This is a genomic window from Paenarthrobacter sp. NPDC056912, assembly GCF_042786555.1.
Lineage (GTDB): Bacteria > Actinomycetota > Actinomycetes > Actinomycetales > Micrococcaceae > Arthrobacter.
Map to the genome: position 1 here is coordinate 51,331 of NZ_JBHUCD010000022.1, position 15,455 is coordinate 66,785.

Genomic DNA, 15,455 nt, shown 5'->3' on the forward strand with positions numbered 1-15,455 from the left:
CCTTACATCCGTTCCGGCGCAGAAACGCCCAGCAGTTCGAGTCCGTTGGCGAGCACCTGGCTGGTGGCGTCGTTCAGCCATAAACGAGTGCGGTTGACGTCCTGTACAGGTTCTTCGCCCTGCGGAGAGACACGGCAAGCGTCGTACCAGCGGTGGTAGGCACCTGCGATCACTTCAAGGTGGCGGGCCACGCGGTGCGGCTCACGCAGTTCGGCGGCCTTGGCGACGATCGACGGGTAGCTGCCCAGGTAGGAAAGCAGCTCGTTTTCGGTGGCGTGGTCCAGCAGTGAGGCGTCGAAAACGGACCGATCCACGCCGGCTTCAGCAGCGTTGCGGGCAGTGCCGCGGGAGCGCGCGTGGGCGTACTGCACGTAGAACACGGGGTTCTCGTTGCTGTGCTTCTTCAAGAGTTCCGGGTCCAGCGTCAAGGGCGAATCCGCCGGGAAGCGGGCCAGGGAATAGCGGACCGCGTCCTTGCCCAGCCAGGAAATGAGGTCCTTGAGCTCGATGATGTTGCCCGCACGCTTGGACAACTTGGCGCCGTTCACGGACACGAGCTGGCCGATGAGGACCTCGATGTTGACCTCGGGATCGTCACCGGCGCAGGCCGCAATGGCCTTGAGGCGGTTGATGTAGCCGTGGTGATCGGCGCCGAGGAGGTAGATCTTCTCAGTGAACCCGCGGTCCTTCTTGGACAGGTAGTAAGCGGCGTCCGCGGCGAAGTAGGTAGGTTCGCCGTTGGCGCGGATCATGACGCGGTCTTTGTCGTCGCCGAAGTCGGTGGTGCGCAGCCAGACGGCGCCGCCGTCATCGAACACGTGGCCCTGCTCGCGAAGGCGGGCGACGGCGGATTCGATCGCACCGGCGTCGTGCAGTTCCTTCTCCGAGAAGAAGACATCGAACTCCACACCGAAACCGGCCAGGGTGGCCTTGATGTCGGCCATCTGAGCCTCGTAGGCGGCTGCGCGGATGACGGGCAGGGCTGCCTCGTCCGTCAGTTCGCGGATGTCGGGGTGGGCTTTGAGCACTTCGTCGCCAAGTTCGCGGATGTACTCGCCAGGGTAGCCGCCCTCGGGTACGCCCCGGCCATGCAGGCGGGAAAGCACGGAGTTGGCGAAGACGTTCATCTGCGAGCCGGCGTCGTTGATGTAGTACTCAGCGGTGACATCAGCTCCGGAGGCACGCAGTACACGGGCGATCGCATCGCCCAGGGCTGCCCAGCGCGTGTGCCCGATGTGCAGCGGGCCAGTGGGGTTGGCGGAAACGAATTCCATGTTGACCACACGCCCTGCGAGCGCCGTATTGGTGCCGTATGTGGCTCCGGCCTCAACAATCGCCTTGGCGAGGGCGCCGGCGGCGGCAGCATCCACGGTGATGTTCAGGAAGCCTGGACCGGCGATTTCCACTCCGGTAACACCGGGAATTCCCTGCAAATGGTTGCTGAGGATGCCGGCGAATTCGCGGGGATTCATGCCGGCCTGCTTGGACAGTTGCAGGGCGATGTTGGTGGCCCAGTCCCCGTGATCCCTGTTCTTGGGTCGCTCCACTCGCACAGCATCGGGCACAGCAGATTCCGTCAAGGCGATTTCGCCTGTAGAGACGGCGTCCTTAAGGCAGGCGGATATGGCAGCAGAGAGTTCTTCGGGAGTCACGCATCTAGCCTACCGGGGGCCCGCAAAGACGCGGAATTGATGCAGCCGTATGTGGACAGTTGCTCACACAGTCGACGCACAGGAACGACGATCCACCCACACAGACTGAACCAATATGCTGTTTTCAACGTTGTGAAGACGTAAGAGGTGGCCTTGGCGGTCATCCTGAGACGAACACCAGATCATTGACCAATTCTTGTCCAGTTGAAACGAGCAGAACCATGACTACGCCACTCCGCAAGAGCCTCTACGTCGGAATTGCCGGCCTCTCCATCATGGGAAGCGCCGCCGCCTGTGCACCCACGGCCGAGTCCCCCTCCACCCAGACTCCAGCTACCCAGAACGGCGGACAGGCTTCCACCACCAGCCCTTCATCGTCAGCCGCCGCCGGAGCCGCGGGTGCATCGACTTACAAGGACGGTACTTACAGTGCCGACGGCACCTACACATCACCGAACGGGCAGGAAACCGTAGGCGTTGAAATCACACTCACCGCTGACAAGGTGTCCGCCGTCAATATCACCACCCACCCTTCCAATCCCAACACGAAGAAGTTCCAAGGTGAGTTCGCCAGTGGGATTTCTGCCCAGATCGTGGGCAAGGACATTGACGAGCTCAAGGTCTCAAAGGTTGCTGGCTCCTCCTTGACGTCCGGTGGCTTCAATGAAGCTGTCGAACAGATCAAGTCCCAGGCCAAGTAACAGCGATGCCGCACCCTGGTTGGAGCAGCTTCAGCTTCGAGGGGATCGGTACGCAGTGGGAGATCTCGACGCCGGACCGGCTTGGCCCTCTTGTCCGCCACCAACTGCTGGAGGCAGTGGGCGACTACGACATGACCTATTCGCGGTTCAGGACGGACTCGCTGGTGTCCGGCCTGTCCCGAGGTCCGGGCACCATTGCACTTCCCCCGCATGCCGTTGCCCTCCATGAGCTTTATGCGGCCCTTTATCGGCTGAGCAGCGGAGCCGTGACTCCGCTGGTCGGTACTAGCCTCGAGCGGCTGGGCTACGACGCCAACTACTCCTTGTCTCCTTCGGGGGAACCGCAGGGGGCTCCGCCTTGGGATGACGTGCTCGAGTGGACAGGCACGGCGCTGACCGCCAAGAAGCCCGTGGTCCTGGACATCGGTGCAGCCGGGAAGGGCCAGTTGGTGGATCTGCTGGGAGGGGTTCTGCGTTCAACCGGCCTCACGGACTTCCTGGTGGACGGCAGCGGCGACATGCTCCATGCCGGAGCCCATCCCGTCACTGTTGCCTTGGAGCACCCCTATAACTCCAAGCAGGCAATCGGCACTGTGGAGCTGGACAATTCCGCACTGTGCGCGTCGGCCTCAAACCGGCGTGCGTGGGGTGACGGACTGCACCACGTTCTTGACGGAACCACGGGAAGGCCAATCCGTACCACTGTGGCCACTTGGACCATGGCGGCGAGCGCCCTTGTGGCCGATGGCCTGGCAACGGCGATGTTCATGGTGGAACCTGCCCGCCTCGAGGACGAGTTCGACTTTTCCTGGCTCAGCGTGTCCGCCGAAGGCACCGCCACGTTTTCCACGGGTTTTGAGGGGAGACTGTTCTCATGAATGCCGTTAAGTCGCGAATCGACACCTGGCTGGGCCGTTTCACCATGTACCGGCTGATTCTTTGGGTCCTGGGCGTGCTGGTGGTCTACAGCATGGTCCTCAATGTCCTGGGATGGCTGACTTTCGGCCTCCCGCAAATGCTGGTGCATCTGGTCCTCTGCCTGGGTGTCACGTACGCGTCGAACCGCCTGCTGGCCATGGTCTTCCGGATCACGCCGCATTCGGAGTCATCCCTGATTACGGGACTGCTGATCTACTTCCTTTTCTGGCCCGCGTTCGGGGTAACGGACATGGCAGGAGTGGCGCTGGCTTGCGTGTTGGCGAGCGCCTCCAAGTACGCACTGGCCTTCCGCGGGAGGCATATCTTCAATCCGGCAGCGGCCGGGGCCTTCCTGACCGGCCTGACGGGGCTCAACATCGCCACGTGGTGGGCTGCGACTCCTGCCATGCTGTGGCTCCTGGTTCCCGGCGTCCTGGTGGTCCTCTACCGCACAAGGAAAATGCTCATGGCCACGGTGTTCATGGTGGTGGCCACCAGCATTATCTGTGCTGAGCTTCTCAGCAGGGGAATGACTTTCGGCCAGGCCTTGTGGCAGCCGCTGGCTCAACGGCCGTTGCTCTTCTTCGTGGGCTTCATGCTTTCCGAACCCCTGACCCTCCCTCCCCGCCGCTGGCAGCAGCTGGCGCTTGCCGCCGTCGTCGGTGTTGTCTTCGCGGTTCCCTACAACCTTGGCTTCGTGGCCAATTCCCCGGAGCTTGCCCTGCTGCTGGGCAACCTCATCGCATTTGTCCTGGGCCAGCGTGGTGGTGTGGAGCTGATCTTCAAGGGTTCCCGCGCGCTGACTCCCGGCAGCACGGAGTTCAGGTTCGAACCAACCCGGCCGGTGCGGTATGCCGCGGGGCAGTTCATGGAGCTGAACCTGCCGCATTCAGGATCCGACGGCAAAGGCCGGCGCCGCGTTTTCAGTATCACCAGCCCTCCGGGCGCCGCCGAGGTGACGTTTGGGGTGGGGACGGCGGAACCGCTGTCCACGGCCAAGAAGGCATTGTTGGCGCTTCAGCCTGGCGACAATATTTCTGCCACAACGGTTGGCGGAGACTTCCTGTTACCGCACGACGCCGGGAAGCCGGTGCTGCTAATCGCAGCAGGTATCGGCATTACGCCATTTCTGGCTCACCTGGCTGCCGATGAGGCGGCCCGGGACACCGTGGTGCTGTACCTCGCGAAGGGTCGAGATGAGCTTGCCTGCGCGGAACAGCTGGAAGCCTCAGGTGCCAGGGTGATCGCGCGCTTGGCGGACGGCTCCACTCCTCCGGACTTCATGCTCGACGCCGGGACCTCCAGGATCGACGCACCGCGCCTTAGGGAACTGGTACCGGACCTGGCAGAGCGCGAAGTGTATGTCTCGGGTTCGCCGGCGAGCGTGGATTCCCTGCGGGCCGCGGCGCGGGGAGCAGGAGCCCGGCGCGTCCATGTGGACTCTTTCGCCGGCTACTGAGCTGGTTTTTCCTCCGCAGTGTCTGGTTTTCATTTGCGGCACAGTGGCTGCTAAGCTCTAGGACGTCCCACCGGCAACGGAGGGAACCCTGGATGCCCTCGTAGCTCAGGGGATAGAGCGTCTGCCTCCGGAGCAGAAGGCCGTAGGTTCGAATCCTATCGAGGGCACAATGAAATACCCCGCCAGCCCTGCTGGCGGGGTATTTTTGTGCCGGTTACCGACTATCAGTTCGGGGCTTGCCGGGGCTTCGCCGCAATAATGTCAGTACGTGCTCCTAGGCTGATTTCAATGGTCATTTGCCGATAGCCAAAGGGGTTCGCCGTGATTTGTTCCATCGTCCCGCCGTACATGCTGCGCAGGATCGCAGCCCAAGACGAACCACGGCTGCGGGCAGTTGCGCGCGCCGCCAAGGAATCACTGCTGCATATCAAGGATTTGCAGGCCCTACGCACTGCTCCGGTTCCGGCGGCGCCGCCGCGTGCACGGCAAACACAGCCTGGTCCGCCCAAGCGGACCATCTTCGATGCTGAAACCTCCGAAACCCTCCCTGGCCGCGTTGTGCGGAAGGAAGGCGAGTCCCCCGTCGGGGATCCGGCTGCGGACGAGGCCTACGACGGCCTCGGGAGCACGCACAGGCTTTATGGTGAGGTGTTCGGCAGGGACTCCATCGATGCCGCCGGGCTTGCCCTTGATGCCACCGTTCACTACGGAAAGCTGTACGACAACGCCTTCTGGGACGGAAACCAGATGGTGTTCGGAGACGGCGACGGCGAGATTTTCCAGCGATTCACCAAGTCAGTCAGCGTCATAGGCCACGAACTGGCTCACGGAGTGACGCAGTACACGGCAAATCTGGCGTACAGGAACCAGGCCGGGGCTTTGAACGAGTCCATGTCGGATGTCTTTGGCGTCCTGGTGGAGCAGTACCTGAAGCAGGAATCGGTGGCCAGGGCCAGTTGGCTGATCGGCGAGGGACTCTTCACGGACAAGGTCCAGGGAGCAGCCCTGCGTTCCATGAAAGCTCCCGGCACTGCCTACGACGACGACATCCTGGGCAAAGATCCCCAGCCGGATTCCATGGACACCTATGTCCGGACCAGCGCGGATAACGGCGGCGTGCACATCAACTCCGGCATCCCGAACCGGGCGTTCTATTTGGTGGCCGCGGCCCTCGGCGGCAACGCCTGGGACGCGCCCGGGCAAATTTGGTACGGCACCTTGACCAGCGGCTCCCTGCCGGCAACGTGCACCTTCGGCAAGTTCGCCAAGACCACCGCAGCGACCGCCGAGGAACTCTTTGGAGCCGGTTCTGCCGAGCATGACGCCGTGCTGAAGGCGTGGGAGACTGTGAAGGTCAAGGTTTAGTCAGCTGGCGGGACCGTTCGGCGTGTTTCGGTCCCGCTCGTTGGCCTACGCCAGCAGGTCGAACGAGAAGCAGCCGGTCATGAAGATCACGGTCCAACGCAGCGGAGGTATCGCCGCGATGACACTTGTCTGGAGCGTCGAGGCCGTGTCCTCCGACGAGAAGGAACGGTGGCTTCCAATTGTTGAGGCATGTCCTTGGGATGAAGCCAAGAGCCAGGCCAAAACGCTCAACGAACCGGATCGTTTCATGTACTCCATCAGGGCCGGCCAACGCCGGGCCACTCTTCCTGACCGCGCAGTCACGGGCCCTTGGCAGGAACTCGTGGAATGCGCCAAGGCTGAGGGCTCCGAGTCCCGTGGGCGGCTCGGCCGCCGCCGCTGAAGTGACGAGCCGTCCGGTCCCACCACTCTGAAGCCGGGAGAGACCTAGATGGCCTCCGCCAATTGCCCACGGAAAGCGCGCCGGTAGCTTTGCGGGCTTGTATCCAGAACCTTGGTGAAGTGGTGCCGGAGCAACACTGAATGTCCGAATCCTGCTTCCCGCGCGATTTCGTCGATGTTCAGTTCCGTTGTTTCCAACAGTTCCTGGGCCCTCAGCACGCGTTGCGAATTCAGCCAAGCAGCGGGGGTCGTGCCGGTTTCCGCCCGGAAGCGGCGGGCGAAGGTCCTGGGCGACATGTGGAGCCTGGCAGCCAACTCGTTGACGCTGTGTTCTTCGTCGAGGTGTTCGACCATCCAACGCAGGAGCGCTTCCATCGGCGCAGAGCCACATGTCGGCATCGGCCGGTCGATGAACTGGGCCTGACCGCCGTCGCGATGCGGTGGAACCACCATGTCGCGCGCGATTGCGGCAGCCACATTGGCACCCAGTTCCACCCGGACCAAGTGGAGGCAGGCATCGATCCCGGCGGCGGTGCCTGCGCTGGTGATGATGGTGCCGTCCTGAACGTAGAGGACGTTCTCGTCCACTATGACTTCCGGATAGCGGCTGGCCAGGTCCTGCGAATAGTGCCAGTGCGTGGTGCAGCGGCGCCCGTTCAGCAGGCCGGCCCGGGCAAGGGCATAGGCCCCGGAACAGATGGACATCACCCAGGCGCCCCGGGCGTGCGCGGCCCGCAGGGCGTCCATGACGGCCTCCGGGACTTCCTGGTCCCGTCCGAAGGGCGTCATGATGACCAGGTCAGCATCTGCCGCCGCTTCAAGCCCCAAACTCACGTGCATGGAGAGGCCGGACTTCATGCGGACATCACCTGGCTCAGGAGTGCAAACCCTGAAATCGAACGCGGGAACCACTCCGGCGTCGCGGGCCGACCTGTCGATGCCGAAGACCTCGAAGGCTGTACCGAATTCGAAAATCGAGAAGTCCGGAACGACTATCACGGCTACTGTTTTCAACATATCTCCAGTGTGGCAGAAAATTGCCTAAATGGGGCATTTCTGCCACTGTTTCTTGAGCGGGCACAGGAGCAGGCTTGAGACATGGAAATCTTCGCAATCATCCTCTTCATAGTCCTCATCACCGCAGTCGCAGCCACCATCAGCGCACTCCTGAAGGACGGACGCGGCCACAACCCTCCCATCAACTCCAAGGAACCCTGGAGCGCCTTCGACGCCCCGAGCGGCCCTTACTGGAACCTCCGGATCTACTAGGACCGATCCCACAGAACTGAATCCCACAGAACTGAATAAGGTCCAGTCAGGTTTTATCCAACCGACGCCCGTCCCCTCACGGAATTCTGCAGGATTCCCCGAGCGGCGGGCGTCCCTATGTGCCCGGCGGCAGGGGCGCGTGGGCTAGATTCACTAGCATGATCCAGACCTCTGCCCGGCTCCTCCAACTCCTGTCCTTGTTGCAGGTGCGCCGCGAATGGACGGGCCCTGCCTTGGCCGACCGGATGGGCGTGACGGAACGGACCGTCAGGCGTGACATCGATAAGCTGCGCAACCTGGGATATCCCATCCACGCTTCGCCCGGTATCGCTGGCGGCTACCAGTTGGGCGCCGGCGCGCAACTGCCGCCGCTGCTGCTGGATGACAACGAAGCCCTGGCCGTTGCCCTGGGCTTGAACTCCGTAGCGGCGGGACCCGTGGCCGGCATCGGCGAAGCCTCGGTCCGCGCCTTGGCCAAGCTGGAGCAGGTACTGCCGTCGCGGCTTCGGCCAAAGTTCGCCATGCTGAAGGCTGCGGTGACTACTTTGCCCAGCAATGCCGCCTCCGTGGATCCCCAACAGCTCACCGTGGTGTCCGCCGCGATCTCGGATCGGCGGCAAATCTCCTTTGACTACGTCAAGTCCGACGGCGACTCCGCACGGAGGCTGGTGGAGCCCTACCGGCTGGTGGATACGGGCCGCCGCTGGTACATGGTGGCCTGGGATGTGGAGCGGGAAGATTGGCGGACGTTCCGTGCTGACCGGATTACATCGTTGCCCACGGAACGCAAGAAATACACGCCTCGTCCCCTTCCCGCCGAGGACCTCGCCGCCTACGTGCAGCAGTCCATCACGCGTTCTCCCTACCGGTTCGACGTCGTGGTGCGGTTCCATGCCCCGCTCGCTGAGGTAGCCGCCGTCGTGAATCCCCAGTACGCAACGCTGAACGCCGACGGACCGGCCGCCACCATCCTCCGCTCCGGGTGGGACAACCTTGCCGCACCGGCAGCCTATCTGGCTTCCTTCGACATGGACTTCGAAATTCTTGAACCCGAGGAATTCAAGTCCTTCGCCCTGCACCTTTCCCGGCGTCTCAGGGTGGCGGCAGGGACTGTTACAGGTGCAGCGGACTCCGAACCCCGCTCACAGTAGACTGGCAGCAGCCATGACACTTCATATTTCCTACCCCCCTGAGCTGCCCGTCTCCGAGCGCCGCGAGGACCTGATGGCGGCCATCGCCGCAAACCAGGTGACCATCATCGCCGGTGAGACAGGTTCCGGTAAGACCACCCAGATCCCCAAGATGTGCCTCGAGCTCGGCTTGGGAGACAAAGGCCTGATCGGGCACACCCAACCCCGGCGACTGGCAGCGCGCACCGTTGCAGAACGCATCGCATCCGAGCTCGACGTCGAGATCGGCCAGGAAGTCGGCTTCCAGGTCCGCTTCACCGGCGAGGTCAGCGCTTCCACCAAGGTCAAGCTGATGACCGACGGCATCCTCCTCGCGGAGATCCAGCGGGACAAGCTGCTGCGCAAGTACAGCACCATCATCATTGACGAGGCCCACGAACGCAGCCTCAATATCGACTTCATCCTGGGCTACCTCAAGCGGATCCTTCCGCAACGGCCGGACCTCAAGGTCATCATCACCTCGGCCACCATCGACCCCGAGCGATTCGCAAAGCACTTCGGCAGCGAGGAAGAGCCTTCGGAGATTATCGAGGTTTCAGGCCGGACATACCCGGTGGAAATCCGCTACCGCCCGTTGTCACAGCCCGCCGGTGCGGACGACGAGAGCTCCGATGATGAACTCGAAGAAGACCGCGATCCGCTGGATGCCGTGTGCGACGCCGTGGATGAACTCGCCAAGGAAGCACCCGGCGACATCCTCATCTTCTTCTCCGGAGAGCGCGAAATCCGTGACGCCGCCGAGGCCATCAACGGCCGCATCCAAACGAACCGGCGCCTTGCCGGCACCGAAGTGCTGCCGCTCTTTGCCCGGCTGAGCCTGCAGGAGCAGCACAGGGTCTTCAACCCCGGAGGCAAGCGGCGCATCATCCTCGCAACCAACGTGGCAGAGACTTCGCTGACTGTGCCCGGGATCAAGTATGTGATCGACACCGGCACCGCCCGGATTTCGCGCTACTCACACCGGACCAAGGTCCAGCGCCTGCCCATCGAACGGGTCTCGCAGGCCTCGGCAAACCAGCGTTCGGGCCGATGCGGCCGCGTGTCCGAGGGCATTGCCATCCGGTTGTACTCGGAAGAGGATTTCGAGTCCCGGCCGCAATTCACGGATCCGGAAATCCTGCGGACCAACCTTGCCGCCGTCATTCTGCAAATGACCGCCATGGGCGTGGCCCGCGGACCCAAAGATGTAGAGAACTTCCCGTTTGTGGAACCGCCGGATTCCAGGGCCATCAACGACGGCGTCATGCTGTTGCGCGAACTCGGCGCGTTGAGTGCGCCCAAAGCCAGCGACGCCCCCGGCAACGGCCGCAGCGGCTCCGGACTGACCGCCGTCGGGCAGAAACTCGCCCAACTGCCTGTGGATCCGCGGCTGGGCCGCATGATCGTGGAAGCAGGCAAGCGTGGCTGTGTCCGCGAGGTCATGATCCTCGCTGCCGCCCTCACCATTCAGGACCCGCGCGAACGGCCAACGGACAAGCAACAACTCGCGGCGGAGAAGCACGCGCGGTTCCGTGATGAAAACTCGGATTTCACGGGCTTCCTCAACCTGTGGAATTACGTCCAGGAAAAACAGCGGGAGCTCTCGTCCACACAGTTCCGCAAGCTGTGCCGCAACGAGTTCATCAACTACCTTCGCGTCCGTGAATGGCAGGACCTGTTCACCCAGCTGCGGCAGCTGGCTAAGCCTTTGGGCATCGCGTTGGACAACAAGCGCGAAGCGGACCCCGTAGGGAACCACGAGGGCATCCATATCAGCCTGCTGTCCGGGCTCTTGAGTCACATCGGCCTCCTGGACGAGCGCAAGCGCGAATACGCCGGTGCCCGCGGCAGCCGTTTCGCGATCTTCCCGGGTTCGGCGCTGTTCAAGAAGTCTCCCGCGTTCGTGATGGCCGCCGAGCTCGTGGAAACCAGCCGCTTGTGGGCCCGGGTTGCCGCCAAGTTCGATCCTTTGTGGGCCGAGCAGGTTGCCCCGGACCTCGTGAAGCGCTCCTACAGCGAACCGCATTGGTCTTCGCGGCAGGGCGCAGTCATGGCCCACGAGAAAGTCACGCTGTATGGTGTGCCGATCATCCCCAACCGCCGGGTCAACTACGGGCGCATCGATCCAGAGCTGTCCAGGGAGATGTTCATCCGCCATGCCTTGGTGGAAGGCGAGTGGAAAACGCACCACAAGTTTTTCCACCGCAACCGTGCCTTGCTCCAGGAGATCGAAGAACTCGAGACCCGCATGAGGCGGCGGGACATCCTGGTGGACGACCAGACCCTGTTCGAGTTCTATGACGCGCGCGTGGGCAAAGAGGTGGTCTCCGAGAGGCACTTTGATAAGTGGTGGAAGGACGCCCGCCACTCGGACCCCACTCTTCTGGACTTCGACCAGTCGCTCTTGATGAGCGAGGACGCCGAGGCCTTGGACGACTCCGCCTATCCGAAGTCCTGGCTCCACAAGGGCTTCGAACTCCCCCTGAGCTATGAGTTCCATCCGGTGGCACCGGGTTCGGCTCCCAATCCGTCCGACGGCGTAACCGCTGAGGTTCCGGTGCTGTTCCTTAACCAGCTGGACGACGCACCCTTCCGCTGGCAGATCCCAGGTCAGCGTACGGACCTGGTCACTGCGCTCATCAAGTCGCTGCCCAAGCAGGTTCGCAAGAATTTCGTGCCCGCCCCGGACGTCGCCCGCCAGGCGACCTCCGCACTGGAAGCCGACTTCGACCCCGCTACCGACGACCTTGAGCAGGCCTTGGAACTGGTCTTGCGCCGACTGCGTGGCCATGTCATTCCGCCGGGCTCATGGAACTGGGACGCAGTGCCGCCGCACCTCAGGGTGAGCTTCAAAGTAGTGGACAGCAAGGGCAAGGTGCTGGACGAAGGCAAGGACCTTGCCGAACTGCAGGAAAAGCTGGCACCGGCCACCCGCCGCGCCATTGCCGAATCTCTTGGCGCCACACCCGCAACGACGCCACGCGCCAAGGGAGGGAAGGGAACCAGCGCACCGAACGGCAAATCCGAAACGCCGGCCACCGGCAGCTCCTCAAACGGAGCCGCTGGTGCGGTGGTCGCTGAACGCGCCGGAATCACCGGGTGGGACTTCGGAACCGTCGAACGGCAGGTCACCCGGACGGTCAAAGGCCATGACGTCACAGGTTTCCCGGCGATCGTGGACGACGGAAGTTCTGTTGCCCTCCGGGTCTTCCAGAGCCGGGCCGAGCAGGAGGCCGCCATGCGTGGCGGCGTCATCCGTCTCTTGGCGCTGCGCATTCCGCCTCCTGACCGCTATGTCCTGGAGCATTTGAGCAACACAGAGAAACTGACCTTCAGCCAAAACCCGCACGGATCGGTCAGCGCCCTGATCGCGGACTGCGCCCTCGCTGCCGTCGACAAGCTGACTCCCCAAGAACTTCCGTGGGACCGGGAAGCCTTCGATGCTTTGTACGAAGTTGTCCGGGCCGAGTTGATCGATACTGTGTTCACGGTGACTGCGATCGTCGAGCGCATCCTGGCCAGCACGCGCCGGATCCAGAAACAACTGAAGTCCAGCGCCAGCCTGCCGCTCATCAGTGCCCTGAACGACATGAAGAGCCAGCTGGAGCAGCTGGTCTTCCCTGGTTTTGTGGCACAAACGGGCTACGCGCAGTTGAGCCAGCTTCCCCGGTACCTCCAAGGGATCGAGAAGAGGCTGGAGAAACTCCCCGGCAACGTCCAGCGCGACGGCCTGAACATGGCGATCGTGCAGGCGTTGGAAGACGATTACGACGACGCCGTGTCGGCGTTGCTTCCCGGACGACGGGCAGGCACGGAGTTAACACGCGTGCGCTGGATGCTCGAAGAGCTTCGGGTGAGCCTGTTCGCCGTCGAACTCGGAACCGCCTATTCCGTCTCGGAGAAGCGCATCCGCGCAGTGCTGAACCAGGCACTGGCCCCGGCCTGACGGTCGGTAAAAAGAAAACCCGGCGGAGCTGATTCAGCACCGCCGGGTTAACTCTTGGCAGCTCAGTCTTCCGGGACGAAGTCCCCGTGACCGGCCGTCCGGAGCCCGGCACGAAGCTTCACGGCCGTGGCGTCCATGACCGCCGGGTCCGGGTTGTGGTCCACGTTGTGGACCTCGAAGTCTGCTGTCGAGTACGCCGGCCACACGTGCACATGGAGGTGGTCAACCTCGAAGCCTTCCACCAGGACACCTACCCGCTTGGCGTCAAAAAGCTTTTCCTGGACTTGTCCTATGCTCTGCGCAACGTCCATCACCTTGCCCAGAAGTTCCGGGCTCGCGTGGGTCCACGAGTCAACTTCCTCGCGGGGCACCACCAGGGTGTGGCCGTGCGTCAGCGGCGCGATGGTGAGGAATGCGACCACATCCTCGTCCTTCCAGACGAAGCGGCCCGGGATCTCCCCGTTGATGATCTTGGTGAACAGCGTGCTCATGCGTCTGCCCTTTCTGATGGTTCCTGAAGCGTTGAGGTGTCCAGCACGAAACGGTACTTCACGTCGCCTGCCACCATGCGGTCGTAGGCATCATTGAGTTGGTCAGCGCCAACAATCTCGATGTCGCTGGCCACACCGTGTTCAGCGCAGAAGTCCAGCATTTCCTGGGTTTCCTCAATCCCGCCGATCAACGAACCCGCGTAGGCGAGCCGGCGGCGGATGAGCAAGCCGGGGCTTACCGGCGGCATGTCATCGGCAGGAAGCCCGAGCTGGAAGAGCGCACCGTCCAAACGGAGCGTGCGGAAGTAGGGGTTGAGGTCGTGCGGCGCCGCGACAGTGTCGATGATGACGTCGATGCTGCGGTTGGCTGCCTCCATGGCATCGGCGTCCTTGGAGAGAACCACGTGGTCGGCACCCAGTTCGCGGGCGGCGTCGAACTTGGACTCGGAGGTAGTGAAAACGGTGACGTCCGCACCCATGGCCTTGGCGATCTTGACGGCCATATGTCCCAGGCCGCCCAGCCCCACGACACCTACCGAGTCTCCCTCTTCGACGTCGAAGTACCGCAGTGGTGAGTACGTCGTAATGCCGGCGCACAGTAATGGCGCTGCGGCCGCCGGGTCAAGGGCATCAGGCACGCGCAGCACGAAACGACGATCCACCACCACGGACGTCGAATACCCGCCTTGCGTGATCGCGTCGCCGTTGCGCGGGTCGGCAACCCCGTAGGTGCCAATGTTGCCCCGCTCGCAGTACTGTTCCAGGCCTTCGAGACAGCTATCGCATTCGCGGCAGGAGTCCACCAAGCAGCCAACGCCCACGCGGTCGCCCGGAGCGAACTCCTGCACTGCGGCACCTACCCGGGTCACGCGGCCCACTATTTCGTGGCCGGGAACCAGCGGATAGGGAGGTACGCGCCACTCCCCACGGGTTGCATGCACGTCCGAATGGCACAGTCCACAGAATTCGATGGCGATCTCAACGTCATCCTCTTTGGGTGCGCGGCGAGCTACGGTCAGCGGAACCAGACCACTGTCCGGGGAGGTTGCACCGTACGCTGCGGCGAACATAGCGCGTCCAGGCCCGGTTTCGGTGGTGTCCAAAGGGATGGGTTTGGCAAGAGGCGGGGGCACAGGGCGTCCGGGAGTCATGCTCCGACGCTACTCCCGGCAGCTGTGCTTCTGCCACTTGGGCCTTCGGCGTCCTCGTCGAACGGCTCGCTGCCCACGGCCACGTCATTCGCATCATTGTTGGACCATTGTGAGAACGACCCCGGGAACAGTGCGGCGCGGTAGCCTGCAATCTCCAGCGCGGCGATTTCGTGGGAGGCCGTCACGCCGGAACCGCAATACACAGCAACGTTGGACGACGCGTCCAGGCCCAACTCCTCAAAGCGCCGCCGCAACTCATGAGCCGGCAGGAACGTCCCATCACCTGTGAGGTTTGCAGTGGTCGGGGCGCTCACGGCCCCGGGAATGTGTCCCGCTTTGGGGTCGATCGGCTCCACTTCGCCCCGGTACCGCTCTCCTGCCCTGGCGTCCAGCAGGACTCCGTTGCGGTGCCACTGGGCTGCTTCATGCTCCGTGATTGCCGGCATGCTGCCATCACCCAGTGAGACATTCCCGACGGCGGGCCGCACCTCGCCTGCCTGCGTCGCGTAACCGTTCGCGCGCCAGGCGGCCAGGCCGCCGTCGAGCAGGTAGACGGACTCCACGCCGGCGTTCCGCAGCATCCACCAGACGCGCGCTGCCGCCATGCTCCCGCTGTTGTCGTACGCCACCACAGTGTCGGCGTCGTTGATTCCCCATCTGCGGGCGGCCGCTTGGAAGTGCTCCGGAGACGGCAAAGGGTGCCGGCCCAGTCGCGGCTGCGCATGGTCGGCAAGTTCCGTGGGGAGGTCCACAAAGACGGCACCCGGAACGTGCGCGTCCAGGTATTCGTCGTGCCCGTCGGTGCGGCCAAGGACCCAGCGGACATCGAGGAGCACGGTGTGCTCCCCCGATTCGAGTCGCTTGTGCAGTTCCGACGCCCTCATCAGCGTGGCCATGGGTTCTCCTTCGTTCCGGCGGCACGGGCACCGTTGCTGCCGGCGCCCGGATTCCAG

The 15,455-nt window shown here is 63.3% G+C and carries 13 protein-coding genes and 1 tRNA gene; 9 read left to right on the forward strand and 5 right to left on the reverse strand.

Annotated features, from left to right (window positions below; all coding sequences use genetic code 11):
• Nucleotides 1-2 precede the first annotated feature (2 nt).
• Nucleotides 3-1,652 carry an arginine--tRNA ligase gene (argS, locus tag ACFRJ9_RS20270; RefSeq protein ID WP_377671707.1) on the reverse strand — a complete coding sequence of 550 codons (1,650 nt, stop codon included), beginning with the start codon at nucleotides 1,650-1,652 and terminating at the stop codon, nucleotides 3-5.
• A gap of 221 nt (nucleotides 1,653-1,873) precedes the next feature.
• Here argS and ACFRJ9_RS20275 point away from each other — a divergent pair, with 221 nt between their 5' ends.
• The 6 genes from ACFRJ9_RS20275 (at nucleotide 1,874) to ACFRJ9_RS20300 (ending at nucleotide 6,477) form a co-directional block, all read left to right on the forward strand.
• On the forward strand, nucleotides 1,874-2,353 hold the full coding sequence (locus ACFRJ9_RS20275) for a hypothetical protein (RefSeq protein ID WP_377671710.1): 480 nt from the start codon (nucleotides 1,874-1,876) through the stop codon (nucleotides 2,351-2,353).
• A 5-nt stretch (nucleotides 2,354-2,358) separates the two neighbouring features.
• Complete coding sequence (locus tag ACFRJ9_RS20280; RefSeq protein WP_377671713.1) at nucleotides 2,359-3,231, forward strand: FAD:protein FMN transferase; 873 nt, start codon at nucleotides 2,359-2,361, stop codon at nucleotides 3,229-3,231.
• Complete coding sequence (locus tag ACFRJ9_RS20285) at nucleotides 3,228-4,730, forward strand: FAD-dependent oxidoreductase (protein ID WP_377671716.1); 1,503 nt, start codon at nucleotides 3,228-3,230, stop codon at nucleotides 4,728-4,730. The genes ACFRJ9_RS20280 and ACFRJ9_RS20285 overlap by 4 nt, the downstream gene beginning before the upstream one ends.
• A 94-nt stretch (nucleotides 4,731-4,824) precedes the next feature.
• A tRNA-Arg gene (locus ACFRJ9_RS20290) sits at nucleotides 4,825-4,897 on the forward strand.
• 181 nt (nucleotides 4,898-5,078) lie between these two features.
• Nucleotides 5,079-6,095 (forward strand): M4 family metallopeptidase, encoded by a 1,017-nt coding sequence (locus ACFRJ9_RS20295; protein ID WP_377671782.1) that lies wholly within the window; start codon nucleotides 5,079-5,081, stop codon nucleotides 6,093-6,095.
• Nucleotides 6,096-6,174: 79 nt separating this feature from the next.
• Nucleotides 6,175-6,477, forward strand: coding sequence for a protealysin inhibitor emfourin (locus tag ACFRJ9_RS20300; protein WP_377671719.1), 303 nt, complete (start codon nucleotides 6,175-6,177; stop codon nucleotides 6,475-6,477).
• Nucleotides 6,478-6,521: 44 nt separating this feature from the next.
• Here the strand turns inward: ACFRJ9_RS20300 and ACFRJ9_RS20305 are convergent, their stop codons facing one another.
• Nucleotides 6,522-7,493 (reverse strand): GlxA family transcriptional regulator, encoded by a 972-nt coding sequence (locus ACFRJ9_RS20305; protein ID WP_377671722.1) that lies wholly within the window; start codon nucleotides 7,491-7,493, stop codon nucleotides 6,522-6,524.
• Nucleotides 7,494-7,574: 81 nt separating this feature from the next.
• Here ACFRJ9_RS20305 and ACFRJ9_RS20310 point away from each other — a divergent pair, with 81 nt between their 5' ends.
• From ACFRJ9_RS20310 to hrpA, 3 genes are all read left to right on the forward strand, one after another.
• The gene (locus ACFRJ9_RS20310; protein ID WP_377671725.1) at nucleotides 7,575-7,745 is read left to right on the forward strand and encodes a hypothetical protein; all 171 of its coding nucleotides are present in this window, start codon (nucleotides 7,575-7,577) and stop codon (nucleotides 7,743-7,745) included.
• 158 nt (nucleotides 7,746-7,903) lie between these two features.
• Nucleotides 7,904-8,896 (forward strand): helix-turn-helix transcriptional regulator, encoded by a 993-nt coding sequence (locus ACFRJ9_RS20315; protein WP_377671727.1) that lies wholly within the window; start codon nucleotides 7,904-7,906, stop codon nucleotides 8,894-8,896.
• A gap of 13 nt (nucleotides 8,897-8,909) precedes the next feature.
• Nucleotides 8,910-12,860, forward strand: a complete 3,951-nt coding sequence (gene hrpA, locus ACFRJ9_RS20320) for an ATP-dependent RNA helicase HrpA (RefSeq protein WP_377671731.1) — start codon at nucleotides 8,910-8,912, stop codon at nucleotides 12,858-12,860.
• A 62-nt stretch (nucleotides 12,861-12,922) separates the two neighbouring features.
• Here the strand turns inward: hrpA and ACFRJ9_RS20325 are convergent, their stop codons facing one another.
• From ACFRJ9_RS20325 to ACFRJ9_RS20335, 3 genes are read right to left on the reverse strand one after another with little or no spacing between them, the layout of a single operon-like run.
• Entirely contained in the window at nucleotides 12,923-13,351 is a 429-nt protein-coding gene (locus tag ACFRJ9_RS20325; RefSeq protein WP_377671734.1) for an HIT family protein, read from the reverse strand.
• Entirely contained in the window at nucleotides 13,348-14,502 is a 1,155-nt protein-coding gene (locus ACFRJ9_RS20330; protein WP_377671737.1) for an NAD(P)-dependent alcohol dehydrogenase, read from the reverse strand. Before ACFRJ9_RS20330 ends, ACFRJ9_RS20325 begins: the two co-directional genes overlap by 4 nt.
• Entirely contained in the window at nucleotides 14,499-15,398 is a 900-nt protein-coding gene (locus ACFRJ9_RS20335) for a sulfurtransferase (RefSeq protein WP_377671739.1), read from the reverse strand. The genes ACFRJ9_RS20330 and ACFRJ9_RS20335 overlap by 4 nt, the downstream gene beginning before the upstream one ends.
• Between the last annotated feature and the right edge of the window lie 57 nt (nucleotides 15,399-15,455).

Excerpts from the sequence above, each read along its gene's own strand:
- hrpA (WP_377671731.1), top strand. The coding sequence starts at position 8,910 with ATGACACTTCATATTTCCTACCCCCCTGAGCTGCCCGTCTCCGAGCGC.
- ACFRJ9_RS20300 (WP_377671719.1), top strand. The coding sequence starts at position 6,175 with ATGAAGATCACGGTCCAACGCAGCGGAGGTATCGCCGCGATGACACTT.
- ACFRJ9_RS20335 (WP_377671739.1), bottom strand. The coding sequence starts at position 15,398 with ATGGCCACGCTGATGAGGGCGTCGGAACTGCACAAGCGACTCGAATCG.
- ACFRJ9_RS20310 (WP_377671725.1), top strand. The coding sequence starts at position 7,575 with ATGGAAATCTTCGCAATCATCCTCTTCATAGTCCTCATCACCGCAGTC.
- ACFRJ9_RS20285 (WP_377671716.1), top strand. The coding sequence starts at position 3,228 with ATGAATGCCGTTAAGTCGCGAATCGACACCTGGCTGGGCCGTTTCACC.
- ACFRJ9_RS20305 (WP_377671722.1), bottom strand. The coding sequence starts at position 7,493 with ATGTTGAAAACAGTAGCCGTGATAGTCGTTCCGGACTTCTCGATTTTC.
- ACFRJ9_RS20325 (WP_377671734.1), bottom strand. The coding sequence starts at position 13,351 with ATGAGCACGCTGTTCACCAAGATCATCAACGGGGAGATCCCGGGCCGC.
- ACFRJ9_RS20315 (WP_377671727.1), top strand. The coding sequence starts at position 7,904 with ATGATCCAGACCTCTGCCCGGCTCCTCCAACTCCTGTCCTTGTTGCAG.
- ACFRJ9_RS20330 (WP_377671737.1), bottom strand. The coding sequence starts at position 14,502 with ATGACTCCCGGACGCCCTGTGCCCCCGCCTCTTGCCAAACCCATCCCT.
- ACFRJ9_RS20280 (WP_377671713.1), top strand. The coding sequence starts at position 2,359 with ATGCCGCACCCTGGTTGGAGCAGCTTCAGCTTCGAGGGGATCGGTACG.
- ACFRJ9_RS20295 (WP_377671782.1), top strand. The coding sequence starts at position 5,079 with ATGCTGCGCAGGATCGCAGCCCAAGACGAACCACGGCTGCGGGCAGTT.
- ACFRJ9_RS20275 (WP_377671710.1), top strand. The coding sequence starts at position 1,874 with ATGACTACGCCACTCCGCAAGAGCCTCTACGTCGGAATTGCCGGCCTC.